This is a genomic window from Qipengyuania aurantiaca, assembly GCF_019711375.1.
In the GTDB taxonomy this organism is placed as follows: Bacteria; Pseudomonadota; Alphaproteobacteria; order Sphingomonadales; family Sphingomonadaceae; genus Qipengyuania; species Qipengyuania aurantiaca.
In genome coordinates this window covers 1,469,374-1,495,956 of the sequence record NZ_CP081295.1, presented here as the reverse complement: position 1 = coordinate 1,495,956, position 26,583 = coordinate 1,469,374, and the positions used below count along the sequence as shown (strand labels likewise).

Below are 26,583 nucleotides of genomic sequence, written 5' to 3'. Positions count from 1 at the left end.
CAGATTTGTCAATATAGAAACTATACGGACTGACATGGCAATGCGCTGGGGTGTCGAGCAGCGGCTCGAATTCATTGAGTTTCGGCTCTTCTGGGAGGGTGCGATCAACCGGGGCGACTTGGTCGAACAGTTCGGCGTGTCTGTGCCGCAAGCCTCTAAGGACCTGAGTCTCTATCAAGAGCGGGCACCCGGAAACATGCGCTACGACACCCGGGCGAAACGCTACTTTGCCGAACCGGAGTTCATGCTCCGCTTCCTCGATCCCGATCCTTACGTATACCTGTCGCGGCTTCGCTCGGTGACTGAAGGCGTGGTCCCGCTTGAGGAATCCTGGTTTGGTGCGATTCCGAGGGCCGATGTGGCGGTCACGCCGCGCCGCGATGTCGATATTGAGATTCTCCGCGCCGTTTTACGAGCGATACGGGAAGATCGATCTGTCGATGTTCTCTATCAATCGATGAACAAGGTTCGTCCTGAACCGACGTGGCGACGAATTTCGCCGCATGCCTTTGGCTATGATGGTTTTCGCTGGCACGTTCGGGCCTATTGCCATCTTGAGCACAGCTTCAAGGATTTCCTCTTGCCGCGAATTCTCGAAGTGGGAGAGCTGGCGGCCCCAGGAGAATCCGGCAAGGCCGACTGGCTCTGGAACAACTATTTCGACATAATCATCGCGCCGCACCCCGGTTTGACCCCGAGCCAGCAATTGGTGGTTGCGAAGGACTATGGGCTCCCTGACGGCAAGGGCACGGTGAGTGTCCGGTATGCGATGCTTTTCTATGTTCTGAAAAAGCTTGGCCTCCTCGGAAGTCCCGAAAAAGACGACCCTCGTCGCCAGCATATCATTGCTGTGAACAAACGGGACGTGCAAGAAGCTCTCGACAAATCAAATGCTTCGCAGGGCCTTATCTTGAGTGATACGGCTACGAACGCAGGGGGGGGCAAATGAGTACGCTCGAAGACATCAAGAGTGGGGCCATTCTTCGTGGCATTGCTCCCAATCAGGCCGTCCAGGTCGTCAGCGTCGACTGGATCGGCGATCAGGCAGTGAATGTCGTGTTCCGCGATCAGAACGGAACGGTGGCCGAGCGGACGCTCTACCGCGACGACGAATGCCGCCTGGAAGTTGAGGCCAGTGGCCGTCCTTGGTCTTTCGATGCCGACGGTGCCTTGCTTCGACTTGTTACCGAGGCCAACCGGATCAAGCTGGCCCATTACTTCGATCCCTATCTCGCCATCCACACCAGCCTTGTCGATCCGCTGCCGCATCAGATTTCCGCGGTCTATGGCGAGATGCTGCCGCGCCAACCCCTGCGTTTCCTGCTCGCAGACGACCCTGGGGCCGGCAAAACGATCATGGCCGGTTTGCTCATGAAGGAGCTGATCGCTCGGAGCGATCTCGATCGCTGCCTGGTCGTTGCGCCCGGCAGCCTTGTCGAGCAGTGGCAGGACGAACTCGGCGAGAAGTTCAATCTCGAATTCGACATCCTCACCCGGGATATGATCGAGACCTCGCGATCGGGAAATCCATTCAACGATCGTAATCGCTTGATTGTGCGCCTCGACGTCCTGGCGCGCAACGAAGAACTTCAAGAAAAGCTGATGAAGTCGCAGGAATGGGACCTCGTAATCTGCGACGAAGCGCACAGGATGTCGGCGACCTATTTCGGCGGGGACGTCAAATACACCAAGCGATACCAGGTCGGCCAAAAGCTCGGCCAGGTTTGCCGCCACCTGCTCCTGATGTCGGCGACGCCTCACAACGGCAAGGAAGAGGACTTCCAGCTGTTCATGGCGCTGCTCGACGGGGATCGCTTTGAGGGACGTTTCCGCGACGGGGTCCACTACGCGGATACCGAGGACATGATGCGCCGCCTGACCAAGGAAGAGTTGTTGCGCTTCGACGGTCGCCCGCTTTTCCCGGAACGCTGCGCCTATACTGTGAAGTATGATCTGTCGCCCAAGGAGGCGGCGCTCTACACGGCGGTCACTGAATACGTGCGGACCGAGATGAACCGCGTCCAGCGTTTCACCGAGACCGATGGCAAGAAGCGCAACAATGTCGGGTTCGCTCTGCAGATCCTGCAGCGGCGCCTCGCATCCTCGCCAGCAGCCATTTATCAGTCACTCAAGCGTCGCCGGGAGCGCCTCGAGAACGAGCTGGCTGAAGCGCAACTTGCTGCACGGGGCAAGCGAGCCGGTTTCAACGAGGCCATCGTCAGTGAAGAAGTGCTGGGGAACATCGATGAGTTCGGTCAAGATGAGATCGACGAACTCGAGGACCTGATCTCGACCGGCGCGACGACCGCAGAGACGGTCGAGCAGCTGATGCTCGAAGTCGAGACCCTCAAGGGGCTCGAAGACATGGCCCTGAAAGTCCTCCAGGCGGGAGAGGACACCAAGTGGTCGCAGCTTAACCGGATTCTCGACGACGAGCTGATGATCGACAAGGACGGCAATCGCCGGAAGCTGATCATCTTCACCGAACCCAAGGACACGCTGCACTATCTGACGGACAAGGTTCGCGCACGCCTCGGCAAACCCGAAGCAGTCGATGTCATTCACGGCGGTGTGACGCGCGAGGAACGCAGAAAAGTCATCGAGCGGTTCATGCAAGACAAGGACCTGCTGGTCCTCATAGCCAATGACGCTGCCGGCGAAGGTGTGAACCTTCAACGCGGCCACCTGATGGTGAACTACGACTTGCCGTGGAATCCGAACAAGATCGAACAGCGGTTCGGACGTATCCATCGTATCGGTCAGCAGGAAGTCTGCCACCTCTGGAACATCGTCGCGGCCGATACCCGTGAGGGCGAGGTTTATGCCCGACTTCTGGAAAAGCTCGAAGCTGCGCGAGCAGCGCTCGGTGGCCGCGTTTACGATGTGCTCGGGGAACTGTTCGAAGGGGTTGCGCTGAAGGACCTGCTGTTCGAGGCCATCCAGTATGGCGAGCAGGATGAAGTCCGCGAGCGTCTCTTCAAGCAGGTCGATGGTGCAGTCGACCAGCAGCACTTGCTCGATCTGCTCAAGCGGCGTGCGCTGACCAACGACACGATGCCGGAAGCCAAGGTGCACGAGTTGCGCCTCGAAATGGAGAAAGCCGAAGCGCAGCGTCTGCAGCCGCACCATATTCAGAGTTTCTTCGTCGAGGCCTTTCAGGAACTCGGCGGCAAGCTCAAGCCACGCGAGGAAGGTCGCTGGGAGGTCACGCATGTCCCGGTCCGCATCCGTGAACGGGATCGGCAGATCGGTACCGGCGCTCCGGTCCAGAAGAAGTACGAACGCATCTGCTTCGAGAAGAGCAAGATCAACCAGCAGCCGGTCGCGACCTTCGTTTACCCCGGACATCCGTTGCTGGAAGCCGTCATCAGCATCATACGCGAGCAGTACGATCAGCTCATGAAACAGGGAGCCGTGCTGGTCGACGACACCGACGATGACACGGAGATCTCGGCAATCTTCCTACTCGAGCACAGCGTCCAGGACGGTCGTCATACGAGCCTGGGCAAGCAGCACATCATTTCGCAGAAGCTGCAATTTGCGGCGATCGACAAGACCGGCCGCACGGTCAACGCCGGGATCGCCCCACATCTCAACCTAAGGCCCGCAACAAGCGAAGAAATCGCGGCAACGGAGGATCAGCTGAAGGCCGATTGGCTGACTGCGGAACTCGAAAAGACAGCGGTCAATTTCGCTACGGTCGAACTCGCTCAATCGCATGTTACCGAGGTGAAGGCGCGCCGCCTGCCCGAGATCGCGAAGGTCGAGCATGAGGTGAACCTGCGCCTCAAGAAGGAGATCAACTACTGGGACAGCCGCGCTTTCGAACTGCAGGAAGAGGAGAAGGCTGGCAAAAAGACGCGGCTCAGCTGGCAAAACGCCCGGCGCCGCGCGGAAGATCTCGCCGAGCGTTTGAAGCGGCGCCAGGACCAGTTGGAAGAGGAAAAGTTCATCAGCTCACAGCCGCCTCGCGTTCGCGGCGGAATGGTCGTGATCCCACGCGGCCTGCTGAACAGCTTGGGACACGGCGATGACGCTGCCGGAACCACGTTCTCCCAGGACAGCGAAGCTCGCAAGGCAATCGAGCGCGCGGCAATGGACGCTGTCATCGCAGCGGAACGGGCGTTAGGAAATGAGCCGACGGACGTCTCCACCCAAAAGATCGGTTACGATATCGTTTCATTGGATCCCGAAACCCAGCACCTTCGCTTCATTGAAGTGAAGGGCCGGGTCGATGGTGCAACCACGGTGATGGTCACGCGCAACGAGATCATCACCTCCCTCAACAAGCCGGAGAACTATATTCTGGCGGTGGTGCTGGTGGCCGATGGCGACGCCGGCGACCCTGCCTATGTTTGGCAGCCCTTCGAGGTGGAACCGCCATTCGGTGTGACTGCCCAGCAATTCGAACTGAAGCACTTGTTGAGCAAGGCGGAAGCCCCACGGTGAGCAAACAGCCCGCCTATTTTGAAGCTGTGAGGCATCGCTCCCAGAAGCGCTGGGAGCAGCTTGAGGCCGATCCGGAACTTGCCGGTCCTTGGCACCAACTTTTCAAGCAGGTGCAGAGCCCGCGGCATATTCTTTCGGAGCTCCTGCAGAATGCCGACGATGCCGGAGCGACAGAAGCGCATGCACGGATCGACGGCGATGCCTTCGTCTTCGAACACAATGGCGAGGATTTCACGGAGGAGCACTTCGCCTCGCTGTGCCGCTTCGGCTATTCGAACAAACGCGCTCTCCACACGATCGGCTTCCGAGGCATAGGCTTCAAGAGCACGTTCAGCCTTGGCGATAAGGTCGAGCTCTATACCCCGACCCTCTCGGTTGGCTTCGATCGGACGCGTTTTACCGAGCCTTTCTGGATCGATCAGAAAAAGGTGGCGAATGGCGGAACCACAGTGCGGGTCGAAATTCTCGATCGGCATCGCAAGACCGAGGTTCAGAAAAATCTCGAGGATTGGACCAAGAGCCCTGTCTCGCTGCTGTTTTTCAAGAACATTCGAAAGATCCGGATAGGCGAGGAATTGATCCACTGGGTCTCGTGCGGCGAAGGTCCTGTGAAAGGATCGCAGTGGCTCGCGCAGCACGACAACCTCGATGAGAAGTTTCTACTCGCAAGGTCGGAGCCGGAGGACTTTCCGGCTGAGGCGTTGGACGAGATCCGCCAGGAGCGTCTCCTAAGCACCGAACAGGAGATGGAGTTCCCGCCATGCCAGATTGAAATCGTGATTGGGGTCGAGGGCCGACTGTTCGTCGTCTTACCGACAGGTGTCGAAACTGAACTACCCTTCGCTATCAATGCGCCGTTTATCCAGGACCCAACGCGCTTCAAGATCAAGAGCCCGTCAGTCTCGCCGACCAATCGCTGGTTGCTTGAGCGGGCCGGGAAGCTGGCGGCCGACGTTCTCAAAAATTGGCTTCAGCGACCTGATCTTCCGCTGTCCGATCGCGCCAAAGCCTATGATGCCATGCCGGACGTGGATCGAAAGAAGACGTCTCTAGACAGCGCTTGCGGAACGCTTGTCGAGGAAGCCTTTGAAGCCGAGATCGCGGAAGCCGCAATCGCACTGACCGAAGACGGAAACTGTGTGGAATCACAGGACGCAGTACTGCTTCCGCACGAGATCTACGACGTATGGCCGCAAAAGCAGGCAATTGGCTTTTTCGACGAGGCCTCGCGACCGGCAATCGCGATGGCCGTTTCATCGGCTAATCTCGAGAAACTGAAGCACTGGAATGTAATCGAGGAGATCGAGCCTCAGGCCATATTGCGGCGCCTGCAGGATCGCCATCTTCCTCAGCCAAAGGCCTGGCAGAACCTTCTTGCCTTGTGGGCCTATGTCGGCGGGCTGCTGCAGAGCTATCGCTATTTTGCCGACCGTTCGGCCCTGAAGATTGTGCCGGCGCAAGGCAAGTCGGTGCTCTTCAGTTCCTCGGAAGTCGTGCGCCTTGGTGAGCAGAAGATCGTTCCATCCGAGGATGATTGGCAGTTTCTCGGCGATCACCTGTCCGTACTGAACCAGAATTGGCCGCGCTACCTGACCACTCAGAAGCGGACGGCCGAAACAAGCAAGGACAACGCCCTCAAGCGGCAGCTCGAACGTGCCTCACACGTCTTCGAGGAAATAGATCTCGATGAACCGAGTGATACCGGCAAGGTCATCGACACGGTCGCGGCGTCCTTTTTCAATCGAAAAGGAGTAACTCTCAGCGACTCCGTTCGATTGGCACAAATCGCCGCCAAGCTCGGCGCACAGATCGAAGACAATTTCAGGTTCGTCAGCCAGGACCGGCACTTCCGTTCGGTCGATGATATCGTCCTCTATGACGAAGACGGATCGCTCGATCTGCTGCTGCCCGAAGATTGGGCTGAAGAGCATCTGCTCCACGGCGACTACTACAAGACTTTTTCCTCATGCACCGCTGAGGAATGGCGAACCTGGGTAGCCAATGGCCGATCTGGGCTCGGAAACTTCGTGCCCTTCGACGAGGCAAGGAAATACTTTTGGTCCACAAGGGACGCGAAATCTGCGCTCAACGCTAGGCGCTTTGTTGGACGGTTCGAGCCTCGGTACTCCGATCCAAATTTCTTCCTCGATGACTGGGATTTCGACGCCGATATCTGGAGTCATTGGGAAGAAATTTCCGAAGAAATGCCGACGGTGTGGGCGCAAGTGGCCGAACGTCTTCTGGCGTCGCCGCGCCAACTTTCGGCTTATCAGACCGGCGTGCTGACCGAGCGCGCGTCAAACGGGCACACGCGTCGCGTTATCACGCGAGGGCTTATGCCTGCCTGGGCTATGAAACTGGCCGACAAGCCATGCCTGCGTGATACGCACGTCACCCATAGGAAGCCCACCGAACTTCTGATGCGCGCGCCAGAGACAGAAGCGCTGATGGATGTGGAGCCCTTCGTCCACAAGTCGCTCGATAGCGAGACGACCAAGCCATGGCTCAAGCTGATCGGCGTTTCCGACCAGCCGACGGGGCCCGAAAAGTTGCTGGCGCGCCTGAGCGCACTCGCCAGCTCGAAGACAGCTCCCGCGCACGAGGTTGAGAAGTGGTATCGGCGACTGGATCAACTGATCGATGGGTGCTCGACGGACATCTTCAAATCGATCTGCGCGGCGTTTCGAGTTGAACGACTTATCCTGACGGAGACTGGAGAATGGGAGGGCTCAGAAGGCGTATTCCTCGACGCTGGAGACGAGGAGATCCCAGACGCCCCTGTCATCAGAGCTTCCGTCCGTGACCTGACGTTATGGCGCAAGATCGGTGTCGGAGACCGCCCAACCGGCGATCTCATCATGCGCTGGCTGGGCAAGCTTGAGTCGGGCTCGATTTTGTCGCCGGAAGACGTTCGCCGCGTGCGCGGACTGCTCCCAAGATTCCCAGTTCGAATCTGGAATGAGTGCGCTCATTGGCTCAATCTCGCAGGAGAATGGGCTCCAGTCTCGGATCTGAAGTTCAGCCTTTCAATGCAGACGCTGACCGCATTCGCTCACCTGCATCCTTGGGTGAAAAAACAGACGGCCGACCTGAGGCTGCTTCCGGTGGAAGTGGTCGAGGCCATGCCGTTTTCACAGCTGCCGGCTCTCGCGGCGCAAATCGATGAGCGACTGGAACTCGATCAGATTGAGGATAGTAGAGGCGAGGCACGGCCATGGCTGCGAGAGCTCGGACTCATGCTCCTGCGGATCAAGCTGGAGGATGGGGACGATTCAGATAGGCTGCGCGTGCTTGCGGCTCAGCTCAGCGAGACACTCTGGTATGGCTGCGCAGAGCTGGAAACTCTTCCCTACATTGACGGGAAGCCCGCCGGGACTCCCCGGAAAGCAGATGTTCTGTGGATCGATGAATGCCTCTACGCAGAGCGCAAGCCGCTCGCCAAACTGGCCAAGAGCGTAGCGCAGGAGATTGGCAAGGCATTCCGGCGCGCTGACATCGTCGACGCGATCAAGCTCTGCTTCGACAGGGATGCGGCGTTCGTGCGCAGCTACATGGAGGAGAATTTCGAGCTCCTTCCCGAAGCTGAAGTACCGAGGGTGCAGAAGCCAGTGATCGGTGATGAACCTGCTCAAATCGCAGAGCCCAACCGCGATCCTTCACCCTCCAATCAGACAGGGAGTTCCTCTGACGACGACGAAGAGGACGATGCATTTCCCGATAACGATCCTGAACACCTGGATACTCATGCGCATGAAGACGACGTCCCCGACATCGAAGACACGGACGAAAATCCAAACGCAGCCGAACCGGCAGTCGTCCATCCTCGGAAACCGCGCGATGTGAAGCCTCATATCATGGAGCGTTTCGCCATGTCACAAGGGTTCCGTAAAGACGGAGACGGCTCATTCTTCAACGATCAGGGCTGCACGATCGGCAAAGCTAATGGTGCATCATTCCCCTGGGAGCAAAGGTCGCAGGATGGGGACCTCCTCAAGCACTATTGGCCGAAGGATCACTGCCTCGAACGCGAGCCGCTCGAACTCGATGCAGTAATCTGGGGCATGCTCGAGCGCGGCGGAAACTATGTGCTTGTTCTCAGCGATCCTGACGGAGAGCCAATCGAGGTCCCCGGCGACCACCTAATTCAACTCCGGGAACGCGAAGTGCTCGCACTTCATCCCGCCACCTATCGACTGGTAATAGAACATGACAACGACATTTAAGAAGAAACTCATCGAAGTCGCAATTCCGCTCGAAGCCATGAATGAGGCTTCGGCAAAAGAAAAATCTGTTCGTCAAGGTCATCCGAGCGCCATGCATCTTTGGTGGGCGCGGCGCCCCGTTGTATCTTGTAGAGGGATCCTATTTGCCCAACTAGTTGATGACCCATCTTCACATCCCGATATTTTCAAAACGAAATCTGAAATCGAGGCCGAGCGGTCCCGTCTATTTACGTTGATCGAAAAGTTGGTGACCTGGGAAGCTGGCACCGATGACGCATTGCTAGAGGAAGCTCGGAGGGAGATCACTCGATACAGCAACGACAAAAAAGTAACCGTTCTTGACCCATTTTCTGGGAGTGGAACCATACCCGCGGAAGCCTTGCGCTTGGGATTAGACGCGTGTGGCGTGGATCTAAATCCTGTTGCCGCGGTTGTTTCCAAATCGAGGGTTGAAATTCTTCCCCGATTTTCTGGGGGCGCTGCGGTAAATCCAGATGGGAAATCACTCTCAGGACATCAAGGTCTGCAAGGAATCGCTTCGGATTTTGAATTTTATGCGAAACGCCTAATTGAAATAGCCCGCGAAAAAGCAGGTTTTGCTTATCGCGCTAACCCAGATGATAAGAATTCGAAAAAGGTGATTGCATGGGTTTGGACCCGAACTGTGCCAAGCCCCGACCCCGCGTTCTCTGAAGTTGAGGTTCCTCTTGCTTCCAGCTGGCTTCTCAGCGCGAAGAAAGGTCAGGAAGTAATAGTCAAACCAATCTACGATCACGAAGCGAAACAGGTTTCTTATAGCGTTTCCAAACCTCAATCCCCGGAAGCATTAGAGAATGCCAAGACTGGGACAAAGGCCGGTCGCGGCGCCAATTTTACCTGCTTGGTATCTGGAGCAGCCATAACGCCAAAATATATCAAAGAGGTTGGGCGCACCCGAGGATATGGCACAGCTTTAATTGCCGTGGTTGAGAAGGCGCGTGCGGGACGGAATTATAGGGCCGCCACCGACTTCGACCTTCAAGTCGCTTCGTCTATCCAACCGCAATGGGTTCCCGACACACCCATCTCTAAGCACCCACAGTACATGGGTGTGGCAGGGTACGGATTCGAAACCTTCGGGGAACTATTCACAGACCGCCAACTCTTTGGCTGTACTACTCTTTATGACGCTCTTGATGCTGTCGAAAACGAAGTACTTGAGCATGCAAGATCGAGCGGAATGGCTGATGAGGCCTCGCTCCACGAAGGAGGTAAAGGTGCCTTGGCCTACAGCCAAGCCTTGAGAGTCTTGCTCACCTTGGCACTCGGCAAATTAACCGATCTCTCAAATGCCTTTTGTCCTTGGGAGCCAGTTGCTCAGTGCCCCAGGAATTTGTTTGGGCGACAAGCTATATCGATGGGTTGGACCTTTGCAGAGGCCAACATCTTTTCGGAATCTTCCGGAAGCTTGGCCACAATTGTAAGCGGTATAAAGAAGGCTCTAGAAAAGAACAGTTACGACCAACCCCTGGTGAAGGGGCACGTTTGGCAGGAGGATGCAAGAGAAATACGCGCAGGAGAAGTGCCATACGTAATTTGCACGGATCCCCCTTACTATGATGCCGTCCCTTATGCCGACCTCTCAGACTTTTTCTATCCATGGATGAAGAGATCTCTGCATCGGGTATACCCAGAATTATTCACCACTCTTTCAACGCCTAAGTCGGAAGAACTTGTCGCTGACAGAATGCGCTATGGCTCAACTGAGGCAGCTGACAGTTACTTTATGACCGGCATGGAAGAAGTTCTGAGCCGCGTGTCACACATAAGCGACGAGAGTTTTCCGACATGCGTTTTCTATGCGTTCAGAGCTTCGGAAATTGAAGCTGATGGTATTTCATCGTCTGGATGGACGGCATTTCTCGAAGGTGTGCTTCGGGCGGGCTTGAGGATCGAACGCACTTGGCCTTTGCGAACCGAAATGACAGCAGGCTTGAAGGCCAAAAAGAACTCATTAGCCACATCGATATTGGTCGTATGCCGGAAGCAGGCGGCCGAAGCTATTTCAGTGACTCATTCTGAATTTCTGCGGACATTGAAGCGGGAGCTGCCTGCTACTATCAAAGAACTGCAGAGTGCTAACATCACACCAATTGATATGCCTCAGGCCGCCATAGGTCCAGGAATCGAAATATTCTCACGATTCAAGGACGTTATTCAAGCCGATGACAGCAGAATGAGTGTGAAAACTGCCCTTCAGCTGATTAATCGCGAACTCGATGATTATCTTAGCGACATCCAAGGGGAATTTGATGCGGATACACGCTTCGCAATAACTTGGTTTGAACAAAATGGGCTTTCGGCAGGCGATTATGGATCAGCAAATAGCATAGCAACAGCCCGAGGAATCTCTGTCGACAGCGTCAAACATGCAGGCATTGTAGAAAGCTCAGCTGGAAAAGTCCGGATACTGAAGAGGCATGAACTTTCAGAAGATTGGAAGCCAGAGACAGATCCACACCTTACCGTTTGGGAATGCTGTCAGCACCTCATTAAGGCACTCGAAAATAAGGGAGAATATGAGGCAGCGATCCTTCTAAAAAAGATGGGCCCCGATAAGGCAGAGTCGGTCAAAGAGCTTGCGTACAGTTTGTACGATATCTGCTCGAACAAGAGGAAAGATGCGAAGGAGGCAAATTCTTACAACGCTCTTATCGCGGTTTGGACTGAGTTGACCCGTCAAGCGGCGTCAATCCTTGAAACTGACGTTGGCGGTGAACGCCAGGCTTCACTCGGAATTTAAAGGCACGCATCATGGCCAAAAGCACACGCCAATACGTTTTCGATGGGATGGAGTTGTTGCCTGACGCACTCACCCCTTTTGTTGAGAAACGCCTAGAAAGCTCGATTCAAGGACATTGGCAGCCTGAGATCGCTAAGCGGGTTGTCGGTTTGAAGGTCTCGAAAGAGGGCGACATTATCTGGGACCAGGCTGCGCTTCTTAAGACAATTATGTATCAGTGGAAGGAGGCTTTCGCGGCCGTTCTTGGTCATCCTGAACGGTCGTATGTGTCAGAACTGCTCGATGTGCGGCACAAGTTAGCCCATAATGAGACCTTCACCTATGACGACGCCGAGCGCGCGCTCGACACAATGCGTCGTCTCATGGAGGCAATAAGCGCAGGCGAAGCCGCGGCAGAAATCGCGAAAATGCGCGAGACAATCCTGCGCACCAAGTATGCCGAGCTACAACGCAATGAGGAGCGACGGAAAACGCAGCGCCTCAATATCTCTGTCGAGACGGTGGCAGGGCTGCTTCCTTGGCGTGAAGTCGTCGAGCCTCATCAGGATGTAGCTACCGGCGAATTCCAACAAGCCGAGTTTGCCGCCGATCTTGGCAAGGTTCACGCGGGGAGTGCTCCCTCAGAATACAGTAATCCCAAGGAGTTCTTCAGCCGAACCTACCTAACAGATGGTTTGAGCACGCTTCTGGTCGGCGCAGCGAAGCGACTTTCACAGAATGGTGGTGATCCCGTCGTCGAACTGCAGACGAACTTCGGCGGCGGCAAGACACACTCGATGCTCGCGCTATACCATATGGTCGGCGAGACACCTGCCCAGGATTTGCCTGGGCTGGATCAGCTGCTGTCAAAGAGCGAGCTCACCGTACCCTCAAAAGTCAATCGCGCAGTCCTCGTTGGAACATCACGCGGCCCGCAAGATGTCTTGAAGGTCGCAGGCGGTCGGGAAATCCGCACGACATGGGGCGAGCTGGCCTGGCAATTGGGCGGCGCCGAAGCCTTCGATATGGTTGCCGACAACGACGCAAACGGTATCGCGCCCGGTTCAAACTTGCTCGAGGCGATCTTCAAGAAGTGCGCACCGTGCCTGATCCTGATCGACGAATGGGTCGCTTACCTCCGCCAGATCTACAAGGTTGAGGGCCTGCCTTCGGGCTCATTCGATGCGAACCTTTCCTTCGTCCAGTCGCTCACGGAGGCGGTCAAGGCCAGCCCTGGCACGCTCCTCGTGGCTTCATTGCCTGCATCGCAGATTGAGGTCGGGGGTGAAGGCGGTCAGGAAGCCCTGGCACGCCTCAAGCAGACCTTTTCGCGTGTAGAATCCTCGTGGCGCCCAGCCTCGCAAGAGGAGAGCTACGAGATTGTGCGACGTCGGCTCTTCAAGGAAATCCCCGGCGACAGGCACCATCACAAGGACAACACGCTCAAACAATTCGCGAAGCTGTATCGGGAAAACTCGAACGATTTCCCTCAGGGATGCTCCGACGAGGACTATCGCCGCAAGCTCGAAAAGGCCTATCCGATCCACCCCGAGCTGTTCGACCAGCTCTACACCAGTTGGGGTTCGCTCGAGAAATTCCAGCGCACGCGCGGCGTGCTGCGGCTCATGGCGCAAGTCATCCATGAGCTTTGGATGAGCAACGACCCGTCGGTTATGATCATGCCAGGAAGTGTGGCTATCAGTTCGTCGCGGGTCGAACCGGAGCTTTTGCACTACCTCGACGTCAACTGGCAGTCGATCATTGCGGGAGACGTCGACGGTGCCAGCTCGACGCCTTACAAGATCGACCAATCGGCACCTAACCTCAACCGATACTCGGCAACCAGACGAGTGGCGCGAGCTGTGTTCATGGGCTCGGCACCTACTTATCAGGAAGAAAACCGGGGCCTCGACGACAAACAGATCAACCTTGGCGTCGTGCAGCCGGGGGAGCGGCCAGCAATCTTCGGTGATGCCCTTCGTCGACTGACGAACCAGGCCAAGTTCATGCACAGCGATCTCGGTCGCTACTGGTATTCGATGTCCGCGAGCCTCAACCGGCTCGCAGCCGATCGCGCCGGCCAGCTTGAAGATGCGCTGATCTTGGTCACGATCGACCAGGAACTCACGAAGTACGTCAATGGTATCGCGGACCGGGGGCACTTCGATGCCGTCCAGGTTGCACCGGCGTCATCTTCCGAAGTGCCCGACGAAGCGGGTGGCGTTCGGGCAGTCGTGCTGGGTGTGTCTCATGCCCACAACGGCCGCGAAGGATCCGATGCCCAGGTCGAAGCGAAGGACATCTTGATGCAGCGCGGTTCTACGCCGCGTGTCTATCGTAACACCTTGGTGTTTTTGAGTGCGGAAGCGCGGCAACTCGATGGGCTGAAGGACGCTGTTCGGTCGGCCCTCGCCTGGGAATCGATCGTCAAGGATGACAAACGCCTCGACCTGAAAAAGAGCGACATTGCCCTAGCGGAAGCGAAGCTTGCCGAAGCCAAGGACACGATGAAGACCCGGCTTCGCGAATGCTGGTGTTACCTCATCTACCCGCACCAGGAAGATGCGCAGTCGGATGTCGAATGGTCTTCGAGCAAAATCCCGGCGCAGGATGGGCTTTTGTCTAGAGCCAGCAAAAAGCTAGCGAGCGATGAGGGACTCTTGCCGGAATTGGGCCCCACGAGGCTAGACCGCGATTTGCAACGCTATATCTGGAACGGCAAACCGCACCTGCTTTTGCGGGATCTGTGGGAGTATCTCAACCGGTACACCTACCTCCCAAGGCTCAAAGACCAAACGGTGCTCGTCAAAGCCGTGCAGGCGGCTGTCTCAGGGATGCTGCCTGGGCCATTTGCATATGCTGAAAAGTGGGACGAAAATGGCGAGAGCTATCTTGGGCTCCTGATCGATAAGGCATCGAGCCCGCACATCGTTGTTGATCGCGACAGCGTCCTAATCAAACCAGACGTCGCGGAAGCTCATCGGCCCACACCAACCAATCCTGGAGAGACGTCCTCAGAAGAAGGCACTCCCGGGAGTGAATCTGGCCCGACAACGCAGGACGAAGAACAAACAACCACAACCGAGTCGAGCGAAAAGGAAAAGCTCCCGACACGGTTCAATGGAACGGTCATGATTTCTCCGGATCGGCCGGCTCGTGACATCCATCAGATCGTCGAAGCCATCGTCGAACAGCTCACGACCATTCCGGGTAGTGAGGTCTCGTTGAAGCTGGAGATCGATGCGGAAGTAGCGAGCGGTCTCGACCGATCCAAAGTTCGGACGTTGATGGAGAATGCGGCAACGCTTGGCTTCATCGACAAGGATATCCGATAGCCGCGATTGTGAAGGGGTGTGGGCGCCAAGTGCTGCGTCAGCGATTTGGCTGATCAGCCAAGTAGCGCTCCACCTTCTCTACGGTTCGTCGGCGCGGCCTGCGGCCACACCTTAGATCAAGCACGAAGCGCGGATCGCCAACGGCCCGACGACCGAACCGTGTCGCCGACATGTGCGATTCCTTCAAATGCCTCTCAATGCGATCCAGCAATTTCATGGCCTTCCTCGACTCACTCAACCCTTGTGTTCCTGTTTTGTTCTTATTAGGAAGGTTCCATCGAGTCTAGGAGATTTCCTTCTCTCCTGAGACCGTCAGAAGGAACGACACGATGGAACATGTCAGAGAGGAGCTCGATCGCCTGATCCAGCAGCGACGGCTCGGATATTCCTCGATCTCGCGGATGATCGGACGAAACTCGTCCTATATTCAGCAGTTCATCAAGCGTGGATCGCCGCGCAAGCTGGATGATGATGACCGGCGCACGCTTGCCAGCTTCTTCGGGGTCGACGAGCAAGTGCTTGGCGGACCGCCCGCACCCATGCGTGACGGGTTGATCGAAATACCCGTGCTCAATGTCGATGCATCGGCAGGCTTTGGAGCGATTGCCGAAAGCGAGACCGCCCATACCCGTTTCGGTTTCGACGAACGCTGGCTTGGCCGGTTGACCCGGGCAAAGAGCGCCAGCCTTTCGATCATCCACGTCCTGGGCGACTCCATGGAGCCGACACTCAGCGATGGCGACGAGGTGCTGGTCGATGCATCGGACCAGGGCTCGCGGCTACGCGACGGTATTTACGTCCTGCGCGCCGACGATGCGCTGGTGGTCAAGCGCGTGACGCTCAAGCCCGGTGGCCGCAAGATCACCATCAGCAGTGATAATTCGGCCTATCCCAGCTGGGATGATGTCGACCGGTCTGAGATTCAGGTGGTCGGCCGTGTCATCTGGTTCGGACGCGCTGTCTGATCCTACCGCATCAGAACCCCGCAAAACGCGCGCGATGCTTGGCAACAAAGTCCGGACGGGGGTGATCCCTCGGATCGACCGGAAGCCTGATCTTCTGTCCTGAAGGTGGGAAGAGCTTCAAAAGGTCGGACGGCACCTTGTTATGCGATACGAGCAGGCACAGGTTATCGTCGAATGTGATGAGATGTCGGTCGAACAGCCAATGGGCCGTAGCCGAGAGTGCCACGCCGTTGGGTACGATGTCGGGTCCGCCATCGGCGACGGACCAGATATGGGCCGCCTGTGCCTCAGCTTTCCCGCCACCATTAATGATCCGCAATCCCGTGACGGCGCAGGTGCTGTCATAAGCATCGAGCACCTGATTGCGGAAACTGGCGGCACGGATCTTCTTGTTCACCAGGATCTGATCGATCCGGCGTTCCCCAAAATCATCGGCCAGCAGCGCGGCGGTCGCATCGTCGATGTACCGCTCGTCGAGCTCGAGCCTGATCCGGTTGTCCGGGTCGAGCGTCTCGCTCAGCCCCTGATTGACGATGGCGACGAAATCATCGCCGTCGAGCATGCGCACCGATTTGCCGCGCAGCGTCCTTCCGGCATCGCCAGGACGGGCCATGTCGCGCAGGAAGCGTTCGGCAAAGCGTCCGTCCTTATCGCGGTAGGAGACTGCATCATCGAAGGGTAGATAGTCCCTGACGCGCGCGTAGTAATGGGTTGGATCAGCCTCATCGGGATCGATCCGCTCAACGAATGCGGTCGCGATATAAGCCATCCGACCGCCCGATACGCGGGTTTCGCGATAGAGGATCCAGTCGTTCTCGATCTGGCGGGCGTGAGGAAGATATTGCGAGGGGAAATGATACCGCTCGGTAATGAGGTCGTCGTAGCGCGAATTGCCGCTGATCTCGAATACACCCTTCACCGGCAACGCTCCGCACTTCTCTCGAACAGGCATCGTGCCTGGTAACGCGGAAATCGTCCAGGTTGTCGGTGATCAAATGCCGATTTCGAAAGGCTTTACCCTTTCCTTGGTGAGTTCGGGCTTGTCCCTTGCAGGCGAAGCGCTGCCCACATCCTTGTTTTGCGAAAGCCCCTTGGCAGCTGCCACTTTGAGCCTTTGCGTTACTTCGAGGGCCGATGCTTTCTCGCCGCTGTTGGACTTAATAGCCCGGCCGAGTTTCTCGGCATTATCTGCAATCAGCGTAAGGCCGTCGCGAAGCCGGGTCACCGTGACCAGGAAGGTCTGCCGATTGGCGAGATTGCGTTCGCGGCTGTCCATCACCGCGATCCCGCGATCCGATGTGAGTCCCTGCGCCATATGCGCATTGAGGGCATAGGCGAGGTCCATGCGTTTGAGCATGGGGTCGCCGCGGCTCAGGCGGAGCTCCTTGCCCCCGGACGTCTCCACCGTGAGGCCCTTTGTGTCGATGGCCACGATCCTCGCCTGGTCAGCGTTGAACAGCCCGCGCTTGTGGTCGTTGTCGGTCCAACGGATCTTGTCACCCTCAATGATGGACAGCGATTTGCGTTCGAAGATCGACAGCCGGCTATCGGCTGCGCCTGGCCGCAATCGCGCGGGATTGAACTTGCGAAGCCGGCCCTTCCTGTCCTCAAGCACGAGCTGCCTGCGCGCATGGTCGATGGTCTTGACGGTGTAGTCGCCCTTGGAGAGTTTCTGGGTGCTGTCGCGCGAGCGAAAGTTGAGGACCATGCCCTGTTGGTAAGTGCGAAGATAGCGCAGCTCCTCGTGTGTCACATTCACCCGCGAATGAACGGTCAGCCGGCCCGATCGTGGGCCGAGCTCGCCGTTGGCCTTGAGTCCGCGCTGAACAGCCTCGTTGACCGCAGACCGTAAGGCCCGTCCCGAAGCGTAGATCGAGGTCCGATCCCGATCCGCCGGGCTGAGCGAAAGCCACTTTTCGGCAGCAACAATCGCACTGTCCCCGCGAGCCTCGATGGTTGAAGGAGCAAGCGCCCGGAGCGCATCGTCGATACGTCCCTCCTGCGCGGCGGCTTGGGCTCGCCGCAGGACGGGATCGCGGCCGCGCAAATTCACATCCATGTTGGCGCGCTCGATCCCGGCCTGTTGGACGAGGTCGAAGGGCTTACCGGCATCGACGGCACCAAGTTGTCGCTTGTCGCCGACGAGAACCAGACGATGGACTTCGGCTAGGTTTGCCAACCGTACCAGCTTGGCCTTGTCCTCGTTCGACACCATCGACGCCTCGTCGAGCACCAGGACATGGTCTCCAAGCGTGCTCCGAGCCTCACTCAGCAGCGAGGCATTTCCCGGCTCATGCAGAAGCCTGCCCCATTGCGCGAGAAAGCGGGCAATGGTCATCGAACGGATGCCGGTGTCGCGCTCGAGCATCTGGACGAGCGTGTTCTGCACCGCGAGCCCCAGCACTTGCTTGCCTTCCTCGCGGAGCAGTTGGGAAACCGGCTTCATCACGCTGCTTTTGCCCGCCCCGGCTATGCCCTGGATCGCTACGATCCTGTCACGCGATGAGAGCACAAGGCTCGCCGCATTCTCCTGCCCTTCGTTGAGCGAAATTCCGTGGTTGAGCGCCGCAACAGCCTGAACCCGTTCTGCGGCGTCCGATCGATCCAGGATGGGCGACACCGCACCTCGTCCCTGGTCGACATTCGCGAGAATGGTGCTTTCAAGGTCAAGCGCCTCCCGGCTCGCCAGCCAGCCTTTGTGTTCGCCTTTGCCGGGCTCGAGTGCGCCGCTTCTGACCAATGCGTGCACACGGGTTTCGACGTGGTCCATCGTCGTCGGCAGCCCAAAATCGAGCGCCGCCTTCAGCAATCCCTCACGGGGAAAGGCTGCCTCGCGCTGCGAGAGATGACGTACCGCAGAGGCCACGGCCTGTGCAGCCGCGATGGTCGGCGCATCCTGCTTGAGGACATGGGCAGGGATCAGTGGATCCGCCGGATCGCCCTTGATCCGCTGGGCAAACTCTCTCAGCTTCGCAATTCCACGCTGAAGGAGGTTCCCTTCTTTCGAGCTGGGAATGTCCTTCGTTGCAGCCCGCATCTGCGACGCATCGATCAGACCGGCAAGGTCAACTCCGACTTCCTGGGCTTTCTGTCGCCATGCATCGAGAAGGCCGTCCCGGTCCCTGGCGGGCGCCTTGCTTTTCCTTGTATCGAGCACGGCGATGTCGCGGGTTTTCGGGGTGTTCTCACCCAGCTGGCGTACCGCGTCTAGGACTTCTTCGCGCCGCATGGAAAAAGCCATGACCTGCTCGCGGGCGATGCCCGCTGCTTCGAAATTGCCATGCTTTCCAACCGGCCCTGCGTCGTAGCCCATTTTCTCGACCGCCAGACGAAAGCGCGCCATGGTCATCGAGTTGAGCAGGGTGTTGAACGACCAAAGCTTGTCATTGCGAAGCGCGCGCCACTTCCCGTCGCTGCCTTGCGTGACGTTTGCCACGACCGCGTGAAAATGCAGGTTTGGCTCCTGGTTGCGGTTGGTGTCGTGCTGGAAAAGACCAATCGTCAGGTTGTCGGTCGCGACCTTCCCGTAACCAGCCTGACTGCCCATCCGGGTCTGCGCCGCGTTCTTTTCTGCCCAGCGCAAGGTCTCGATGACGGCCTCCCGATAGGCATCGATAATCCGCTGGTCGCCGCCCACCAGCGCGAGCAGCGACCAGCTTTTCGGGAGTGAGAATGTGAGGTCGGTTCCCGGCCTGTGGGCCTGACCCGCGTTGCCGACCTGGATACCTCCGGGAAGTTCTCCCCGCAGCAAGGCATCGAACTGCTCGGCGCTGACGCGGCCCTCAAGACCAAGACGTTCCGCTCCCTTCCCGACCCAGGTTCCGGAGCGATCGGCGTCGGCGCCGGTGTAGTAATTGTCTGCCGCGAAATAGCTCGCGGCAGCCGAAGGCGAACGCACATTGGCGACGGAAAGCATCCAGTCTAATCCTCGTCGGGCTCCCCTCGCGGCCAGGTAATTCCCTCCCCATTTGCCTTTCACATATCGGGTTCGAACTCGCCGAAGTCCTTTTCCGGAGGATCTGCGACCGCACCTTCACGCAGGTCTTTTTCGACCGGCGTGAGCGACTGACGCCCGTTGGCCGCCGCACGGTCTCGTTGCGTCGAACCAGCCTTGCCACCTGCGTCATCGCCGGCGGTTCCTGGTTCGGACGGATGCTGTTCCGCGCCCATTGCTCGTGCATCCTCACCGGTTTGCACGGCAGCCAGAGGTAGCGTTGGATCCGCATCCAGATGCGTATCGGAGCGGGCTTCGGCATCGAGATCACCAATAGCGCGCCCTGCGTTCAGCTTTTCAAACGGCACAGGCTCCTGACGATCCTGCGGTTCATCGGCGACACGGCGCTGCCCCTCCAGGTCGAGTTTGAGCTGCTTAGTATCGACAGGCTTACCGGCACCGTCATCGTTCGAGGCGGGATGCTCGTCATTCGGTTTCGAACCCGGCTTTGCTTGGGGCGTCATTGCCGCAGGACCCTGGCCAGGCTTTATGAGCGGTTTCTCGCGGGCGATGAATCCCTCGGCAATACGACCACGCGTGCGCGGAATGAGCGAGACCGGCGCAGCGGGGAATCCGTCGGGAAATTTGATGTAGGCCGACAACCGCGGAAGGTTCATGAACTGGTCGGGCAGAAGCAACGGCTCGATCTGCCGCCTGGGGGTCAGGCTGACTGCGTCGCGCGCATTGTTGTACCCGTAGCTGTAGCCTTCTTCCATGTCCCGCACCTGCCGGTGGCCGATGAAATCGGAGCACCAAGTCGCCGTTTCGCGATCGGCTGTCGCCAGGATGAGCTTGGTGCGCGCAAGCGAGGACAATGTCATGGCCATGTTCTCGCCGTAGACTTCCTTGAGCTTGGCAAACGCATGCACCCCGGTGACGATCGCACCGCCGAAGTTGCGCGCAGTTTGCAGCCCCTTTTCAAGCGCCGGTAGTCGGTGAAGGGCGCCGAGCTCGTCGATCAGGAACCACATCCGCAGGTCCTGTGTGCGCTCGAGCGTCATCAGCGTATTCATCGCCGTGTCGAGCCACAGCGTCAGCAACTGCGAGGAGATGCTCATGTCGACATAGCGGGCAGAGAGGAACAGGATCGAGCCCGCCTGGCAGCCGCCTTTGACCCAGTCGCGGACCGAAAAGCGCGGTCCGGAAGAGGGCAAGAGCTTGAGCACTTTCGCATTCGCATTGAACACCGCGCGGATCGATTCCGCCATGCGGGCCGCCTCCGGAGCGGTCAGCGGGTCGGCCATCGTTCCTCGCATCAGCTTATGCACTTCGGACAGGTCAGCGGTCATCAGCCGCCGTGCCAAGGCCTCGTTGGTCGCTGTGCCGGTGCGTGCAAGATGGAGACACATCTCCACGAACAGCATGCGCGCCGCGAGCACCCAGAACTGTTCGGAACCACCGCCGTCATGGGGTACGAGTGCTTCGGCAGCGGCATGAAATTCGGCTTCCGTCGTGCAGTCGTTGAACACGCTCCACAGCGGACACCGAACATCGACAGGATTGAGAATGATATCGCGCGCGGGATCGTAGAAGGCCTCTATGAAGGCGCCTGTGAGGTCGAAAATCACCGCGCGCTGGCCGCGTTCACGTGCTTCGGCAACAATTTCGGTGAGCGCCACGGTCTTGCCGGTTCCGGTTGTGCCAATGAGCATGGCGTGGCTCTGCTCGAGCCGCCACGGCCAGCTTACACCGGCGAGATGTGCGGGTTGGTAGTGGCCCGCTTCCGCGAGCGCCGACGAGCTCGCAAGCCGCCACTTCCAGCCGAACTTGCGCCCCAGTTCTTCGGCCCGGAATGCCTTGTTGTGACGCTCGATTTCTTCTTCGAGTTCGTCGAGCGAAACAAGCATCGCACCGCGCTCGTGCTTGCGCTCCTTCGACCGCCCGCCAAAGCGCTCGGCGAACCACCAGAAAAACACGAAGGCCGGGATCAGCAGTACCGCCGAGACCAGCAATCCCTGCTTCACTGCCGTACGAAACGCCTCGACCGCCTCGCGCATCGGCGGGAACTCGCGAACGATGCCGAACGGGAGGCCGACCTTTTCGCCGTCAAGCAGTTCAAGGTTGACCAGCTTGGCCGGATCGAACTCCATGAAGGCATAGAGACTGGCGTAGATATGCATCCAGACCAGGTAGATCTGGTGATCACTCAGAGCCGACCGCACTTCCCAATAGCAGTTGCCGACCGCTACCAGGCCGGTGACAATCAAGGGGCCCTTCAGGCCGGCTGCAAACATGAAACCAAAGTGGCCGAGCAACTGGCTCCCGCGGGTGAAATTCAGGAGATTATGCTTCATGGGATTGGCCTCCCATGTTTGCGTTGACGGGGAGGCCGAGACGCTCGAGGCGTCGCCGGTACGCCTCGTGAGTACGGTCGCGCAAACTCGCGTCAGAATGGCTGGCCAGAAGCGCATCGAGCGCCACCGAAATGAAGATTGCCTGGCGCGCGGGATCGAGCCCTGCGGGCCTGTCCTTCGTCTCGTTATCGCGCTGCCACGCTGCGACGATGAGGTCACGAATAAAGACGCTGACACTGACGCCATGGTCCGCGGCACACTGGCGAACCCAGTTACCAACGGAGAGAGATACGAATGTCTGAAGCCGATCTTGTCGGGTCATGAAACAGGTTCCTTGTCGGGCCGACGGAACCTGGCTCACCTTGCGGAAGGTGCCGATGAGAATAAATCGTGAACAACTCGCAGTCAATCGAAAGATTCGGACGATATTTCAGAGTGATAGATGGATGTGAGTTGTCAGCGGATCAGCGCAAAGCCGCTCTACTCGCAGACGGGTTGATTTCGCCCAAAACCACATTCTTTAGCAATAACAGAAAGATAAATCCCGAAATCGCGGGGTAGGGTGTGCTCCTTTGTTCCCAAGTGCGCGAGGTGGTCCAGGCAATGAGGGGGATTGATCAAGGACGACTTTTCCCGATCTCCATGTTGGAGCGCGAGCAACCAAGCCTGGCAGCTCACAGCATGCAGATAGAAAGCAGTTGGACGCCTCCAGCCGAAGACAGCACCTGCGAAAGAGGCAGCGGCCAAGGGCGCGTGGGAAGCAAGGCAAACGGGGCATGTCGCGTGCCCAGCTTCCCGCCGCCCGACCCGGTGCCGGTTCGCAAGTGCGCGCGGGGCCCAAGAACAAATCACGCCGCACCCTCAGGAGCGCATCGCAAGATGCGCGGGACAGAGTGCGTCCACAGCCCCGCTCCATTTATCGGGCGCCGCCGCATTGCGGTGGGCGGCCGTCAGAGCAACCGACCGAACCGGGTTTTTGTGCTTGATTGGACTACCCGGCGAACAAGAAAAAAGGGCAGGAACCGTTCCCGGTTCCCGCCCTGTCGGTAGTCTCAAAACTCGTCGAGCATGCCGCCGTGGACCGTGTGGACCACCCGCGCTGCGAGATGCACTGGCAATATGTTGTAGTCACCCTCGTCGAGGGCAAAGTACCCGAGTTCGTCATCCTCGATAACGTGCTGATCGAAGAAGCTGTGCAGCGCTCTCTTCTCGGCTGTTTCCAGAGCATCGAAATAGCTCCGGGACGGAAGGGCGCAATGCATCGAATAAGCCATGATAATCCTCCTGATTTCTGTCGTGAGACGACAGGAGGTGCGCGCGATGGTCTTGTGCATCCCGGGTCAGGGATCGCCCGAATGGGCGACCGCGATAGCGGCGGTGGGGGTAACGATTTTGTTCGCTGCCGGATGCAATCCGGTGGCGGGCAAAATGGTGGGGCCCCGCCGTCCTTGAGGCGGGAGGCGCAAGGCCATCATGCTGGGAGAACCGTGAGCAAGAACCCACCACCTCCGCCCCAATATCGAACGCCTGCTGGGTGCGAATTGCCTTTCCTACACCCCGGTGACGCGGTCATGGAAGCAACCGGGGAGCAGATCCGAGGGGGATAAAAGGACAAGTAACATGCCCCGAAACAGGAGCGCGATTGCAGCCTTACAAAAGCTCGAAGCAGACCGCGAGGCGCTCGACGCCAAAGAACGCGAACTTGAAGTGCAAGCGGCCAGAGAACTCGGCGAAATCATCCTGGGAAGCGGCCTCGAAAGCTTCTCGAAGAAGGGCCTGAGGAAGGTTGCCGAAGAACTCGGGAAACTCGGTGAGGATGCCGCGATCGAGAAACTGACGGGGCGCGGTTCAACCCGAGCTTCGAATGCAGCGCCGGGAACCCAGTAACCACAGAAGAAGAGGCCCTGCCGCTTGCGGCAGAGCCTCTTCGTAAGGGGGACGACCGGGATCGATGTCAGTCGATTTCGGGAGCGTCGGTGTTGTCGTTGTCGTCGCTCGACCCGTTGCCGCGAGAGAGGAAGTCGACCTTATCGGCGAGGATCTCGGTGCCGTAGCGCGTGACCCCGTCCTTGTCCTCCCACTGGGTGTAGTGGATGCGGCCCTGTACCGAAACCAGCTGGCCCTTGGAGCAGTACTGGCCGACGGTCTTGGCGAGGCCGTTGAAGCAGGTCACCCGGTGGAACTCACTTTCCTTGGCGGTGTAGCCGTTCTCGTCCTTGTAGGTCTTGCCGTCCTTGTCGCGTGCGGGGCGATCGGTGACGACGGTGATCCCGGTGACATTGGTGCCGCCCTTGGTCTCGCGGGTTTCCGGATCGCGAGCGATGCGGCCGGTGAGGATTGCGATATTGGTCATGGTGTAAGTCCTTCAGTTCCTCAAACCGGAGACCATCTCCGGCTTGCGAACATCCAGAAGAAGCAGGGCATGGGAGGACTGCACCGCAGGAGCGAAGCTCCAAGGGGAACCTGTTCATGACGGGTGGTGCGGGCAGGCGCGCGAAGCGCGACCACACGGCCGGAAAGGAACGGGTTGCTGTCCTCAGCTGACCTGGTTCAGGACTGTTCGCGAAGAAAGCCGGATGGGTATCAGGTGCGGGTCTGAAGGTGCCGAGACCCTGCTGCAATCAGCCTGCCCCATCGCCTTCCGATGCCGCCAGGAGATCCATGAAGTTGCGCGCCGCCTCCCGGTCTCCCTCGTTCTCGAACGCCACATCGAGATCGGGGGCGGACCCAAACATGTGCAGGAACGACCACAGCGCAAAGCGCTTGCCCCGGTCCTCCTCAAGGCCGAGATCGACCCGGCAGTGCTCGATGCCGGCTGCAAAGGTGTCGGGGGTAACCCCGGAGAGGTCGGTGGTGGCAAAGTAGCGCTGCAGCAGATCGTCAAGTTGCATGACCGGTCCATAGTTGGGTCTGCGCCGAATGCACATCCGGGCAATGCAATTGCAGATTGTAAAGGCCTCCTCAGGACCCGGGAGAGGTGCCCAAGGGGCCGCGACGATCAACCACGGTGATCCGGCGTGCCTTGGCATCGATCACGAGCCGTTCGGTCACGCCATTGCCCGGAAAGGCGACGACGTAACGCGGATTGAGCGAGAGCATCTGCTCGTTGCGCTTGAACCCGGCGCGGGCACCAAGCCGACGATCGAGCGAATAGGTCAGCTGCTGGACTTCGCGGCGTTCAGCCCAGCTGGCGGCCAGGCGATCGGCACCCTTGCCGTCGCCGCCATGGACCAGGAAGAGATCGGGAACCACGTCGCGAACCTTGTCCAGCGTCGCCCAGATATTGTCGACATAAACGCGCGCGTCCTCGGCGCTTTCAAAGCTCTGGCGACCACCAGCAAAGACGACCGGAGTTCCTTCAGGGATCAAGGCGTGACGCCGGTTCTCAGCGCGTGCGCGGAGGAAATCGCGGGCATCGATCACGGCCGAGGTAAGGTGGCGCGAATGACTGGTCCGCGAGCTCGAAACGGGCTTCCACGAGGAACCGGTCTCGTCGCGATAAAGTGCTGCCGCAGCCTCACGCATCTGCTCGAAGGCCAGCATGCTGGCTTCGGCAGCCTGCGCGCGCTCGACCTGCTCCTCCAGATTGCTCGAATGCACTTCGGAGCCATCGGCGGATGCAAGGAGGATACGGATCTCGTCGCTGGCCCGGTCAAGCTGAGCCGACTTGCGGCTGGCTGCGCGGTGGAAGAGATTGACCACGCCCCAGGCAATGTCCTCGGCATCAGCTTCCAGGGCCGTGTCGGAAAACATCGCGAAGAGGTCGGACCATACGGCGCCAAACGTCTGCTCGATCGCGTCCTCGCAGGGAAAGTCGGTTTCGTTGAATGGGGTCGGCCTGATGCTGAGGCCTGAAAGGTCAAGGCCGCTCAACTGCTCGATGAAGCTGTCGTACATGGGGTGTCTCCTGATCGCGGGGACAAGGAGAGGAGGCACCATTGCCTCGGCCCTGTCCGCCGGAGCCCGATCAGGGCCGGGAGAAGGGGCGAGACGCACCGCGCAGCGGGAAACCTGCGGCCCTAGGCTGGCGCGGGCAACACGGGCCGACGGGCCGCAGGTTGTGGCTCGCCCCGACCGGCCCAAGGGCCTCTCCCGGCGGACAGGGATGAGGCAGAATCAGGACCCGGTGTCGCAGTTGGATCGGGAGCGCTCGAAGATCGCTTCGCCATTCGAGAACCGCCCTACCAGGCGCAACTCACCAAACAGGTCGATGAACCTACCAGAGACCTGGCCAAGCCAGTGCCGTGCTCTCGCCGTTCGTGGGTTGTAGAAATCGGCTTCCCAATAGCGAGCGTCATCGCGCTCGGCGAGCCAGATCGCGGCGAGCCCGCAATAGGTCGATATGCCGCAATCGGCGAAGGCGTTGCGCAGGAGGATACGGTCCTCGCGGCCGCGCCATCCCTCGAAGCGCTCGAAAGAAGGAAAGGCCGCCTTCGCGGCATCGATGACCTCTTCGACGAGGCACTCGTAGGCCCAGTCGACATCGTCGTCTTCGCCGTCATCAAGCAGGTGAAAGGCAACCACGGAGCCAGTTGGATAGCTGACGGAACGTCCCATCTCAC

The 26,583-nt window shown here is 58.7% G+C and carries 16 protein-coding genes; 7 read left to right on the top strand and 9 right to left on the bottom strand.

The genetic code is table 11. From position 1 onward, the window contains the following. Positions 1-34: 34 nt before the first annotated feature. The 6 genes from K3148_RS07250 (at position 35) to K3148_RS07225 (ending at position 15,733) form a co-directional block, all read left to right on the top strand. Positions 35-949 (top strand): helix-turn-helix transcriptional regulator, encoded by a 915-nt coding sequence (locus K3148_RS07250; protein ID WP_486659986.1) that lies wholly within the window; start codon positions 35-37, stop codon positions 947-949. Beyond that, positions 946-4,449 (top strand): protein NO VEIN domain-containing protein, encoded by a 3,504-nt coding sequence (locus K3148_RS07245; RefSeq protein WP_221424192.1) that lies wholly within the window; start codon positions 946-948, stop codon positions 4,447-4,449. Before K3148_RS07250 ends, K3148_RS07245 begins: the two co-directional genes overlap by 4 nt. Further along, on the top strand, positions 4,446-8,672 hold the full coding sequence (locus K3148_RS07240; RefSeq protein ID WP_221424191.1) for an ATP-binding protein: 4,227 nt from the start codon (positions 4,446-4,448) through the stop codon (positions 8,670-8,672). The genes K3148_RS07245 and K3148_RS07240 overlap by 4 nt, the downstream gene beginning before the upstream one ends. Continuing rightward, entirely contained in the window at positions 8,656-11,454 is a 2,799-nt protein-coding gene (locus K3148_RS07235; RefSeq protein ID WP_221424190.1) for a DUF1156 domain-containing protein, read from the top strand. Before K3148_RS07240 ends, K3148_RS07235 begins: the two co-directional genes overlap by 17 nt. 11 nt (positions 11,455-11,465) lie before the next feature. Next, positions 11,466-14,768 (top strand): DUF499 family protein, encoded by a 3,303-nt coding sequence (locus K3148_RS07230; protein ID WP_221424189.1) that lies wholly within the window; start codon positions 11,466-11,468, stop codon positions 14,766-14,768. 329 nt (positions 14,769-15,097) lie between these two features. Continuing rightward, on the top strand, positions 15,098-15,733 hold the full coding sequence (locus K3148_RS07225; protein ID WP_063512036.1) for a S24 family peptidase: 636 nt from the start codon (positions 15,098-15,100) through the stop codon (positions 15,731-15,733). A gap of 10 nt (positions 15,734-15,743) precedes the next feature. Here K3148_RS07225 and K3148_RS07220 read toward each other — a convergent pair whose 3' ends face one another. The 5 genes from K3148_RS07220 to K3148_RS07200 form a co-directional block, all read right to left on the bottom strand. Continuing rightward, positions 15,744-16,652, bottom strand: coding sequence for an HNH endonuclease (locus K3148_RS07220; protein ID WP_221424188.1), 909 nt, complete (start codon positions 16,650-16,652; stop codon positions 15,744-15,746). A gap of 72 nt (positions 16,653-16,724) precedes the next feature. Then, positions 16,725-19,649 (bottom strand): MobF family relaxase, encoded by a 2,925-nt coding sequence (gene mobF, locus K3148_RS07215; RefSeq protein ID WP_221424187.1) that lies wholly within the window; start codon positions 19,647-19,649, stop codon positions 16,725-16,727. Positions 19,650-19,708: 59 nt separating this feature from the next. Continuing rightward, positions 19,709-22,021, bottom strand: coding sequence for a type IV secretion system DNA-binding domain-containing protein (locus tag K3148_RS07210; protein ID WP_221424186.1), 2,313 nt, complete (start codon positions 22,019-22,021; stop codon positions 19,709-19,711). Continuing rightward, positions 22,011-22,343 carry a hypothetical protein gene (locus K3148_RS07205; protein WP_221424185.1) on the bottom strand — a complete coding sequence of 111 codons (333 nt, stop codon included), beginning with the start codon at positions 22,341-22,343 and terminating at the stop codon, positions 22,011-22,013. The genes K3148_RS07210 and K3148_RS07205 overlap by 11 nt, the downstream gene beginning before the upstream one ends. 730 nt (positions 22,344-23,073) lie before the next feature. Further along, positions 23,074-23,295: a hypothetical protein gene (locus tag K3148_RS07200; protein ID WP_007013427.1), complete on the bottom strand. Its 222-nt coding sequence runs from the start codon at positions 23,293-23,295 to the stop codon at positions 23,074-23,076. Between the two features lie 346 nt (positions 23,296-23,641). Between K3148_RS07200 and K3148_RS07195 the strand changes: the two genes are divergently transcribed. Further along, positions 23,642-23,908, top strand: a complete 267-nt coding sequence (locus K3148_RS07195) for a DUF6437 family protein (RefSeq protein WP_221424184.1) — start codon at positions 23,642-23,644, stop codon at positions 23,906-23,908. Positions 23,909-23,975: 67 nt separating this feature from the next. Here the strand turns inward: K3148_RS07195 and K3148_RS07190 are convergent, their stop codons facing one another. The 4 genes from K3148_RS07190 to K3148_RS07175 all read right to left on the bottom strand — a co-directional run bounded on the left by K3148_RS07190 (position 23,976) and on the right by K3148_RS07175 (position 26,578). Beyond that, positions 23,976-24,374 (bottom strand): single-stranded DNA-binding protein, encoded by a 399-nt coding sequence (locus tag K3148_RS07190; RefSeq protein ID WP_221424183.1) that lies wholly within the window; start codon positions 24,372-24,374, stop codon positions 23,976-23,978. Between the two features lie 268 nt (positions 24,375-24,642). After that, entirely contained in the window at positions 24,643-24,912 is a 270-nt protein-coding gene (locus K3148_RS07185; RefSeq protein ID WP_221424182.1) for a hypothetical protein, read from the bottom strand. 70 nt (positions 24,913-24,982) lie between these two features. Beyond that, positions 24,983-25,918 carry a DUF2493 domain-containing protein gene (locus K3148_RS07180; protein WP_221424181.1) on the bottom strand — a complete coding sequence of 312 codons (936 nt, stop codon included), beginning with the start codon at positions 25,916-25,918 and terminating at the stop codon, positions 24,983-24,985. A gap of 219 nt (positions 25,919-26,137) precedes the next feature. Continuing rightward, positions 26,138-26,578 (bottom strand): hypothetical protein, encoded by a 441-nt coding sequence (locus tag K3148_RS07175; protein WP_221424180.1) that lies wholly within the window; start codon positions 26,576-26,578, stop codon positions 26,138-26,140. Between the last annotated feature and the right edge of the window lie 5 nt (positions 26,579-26,583).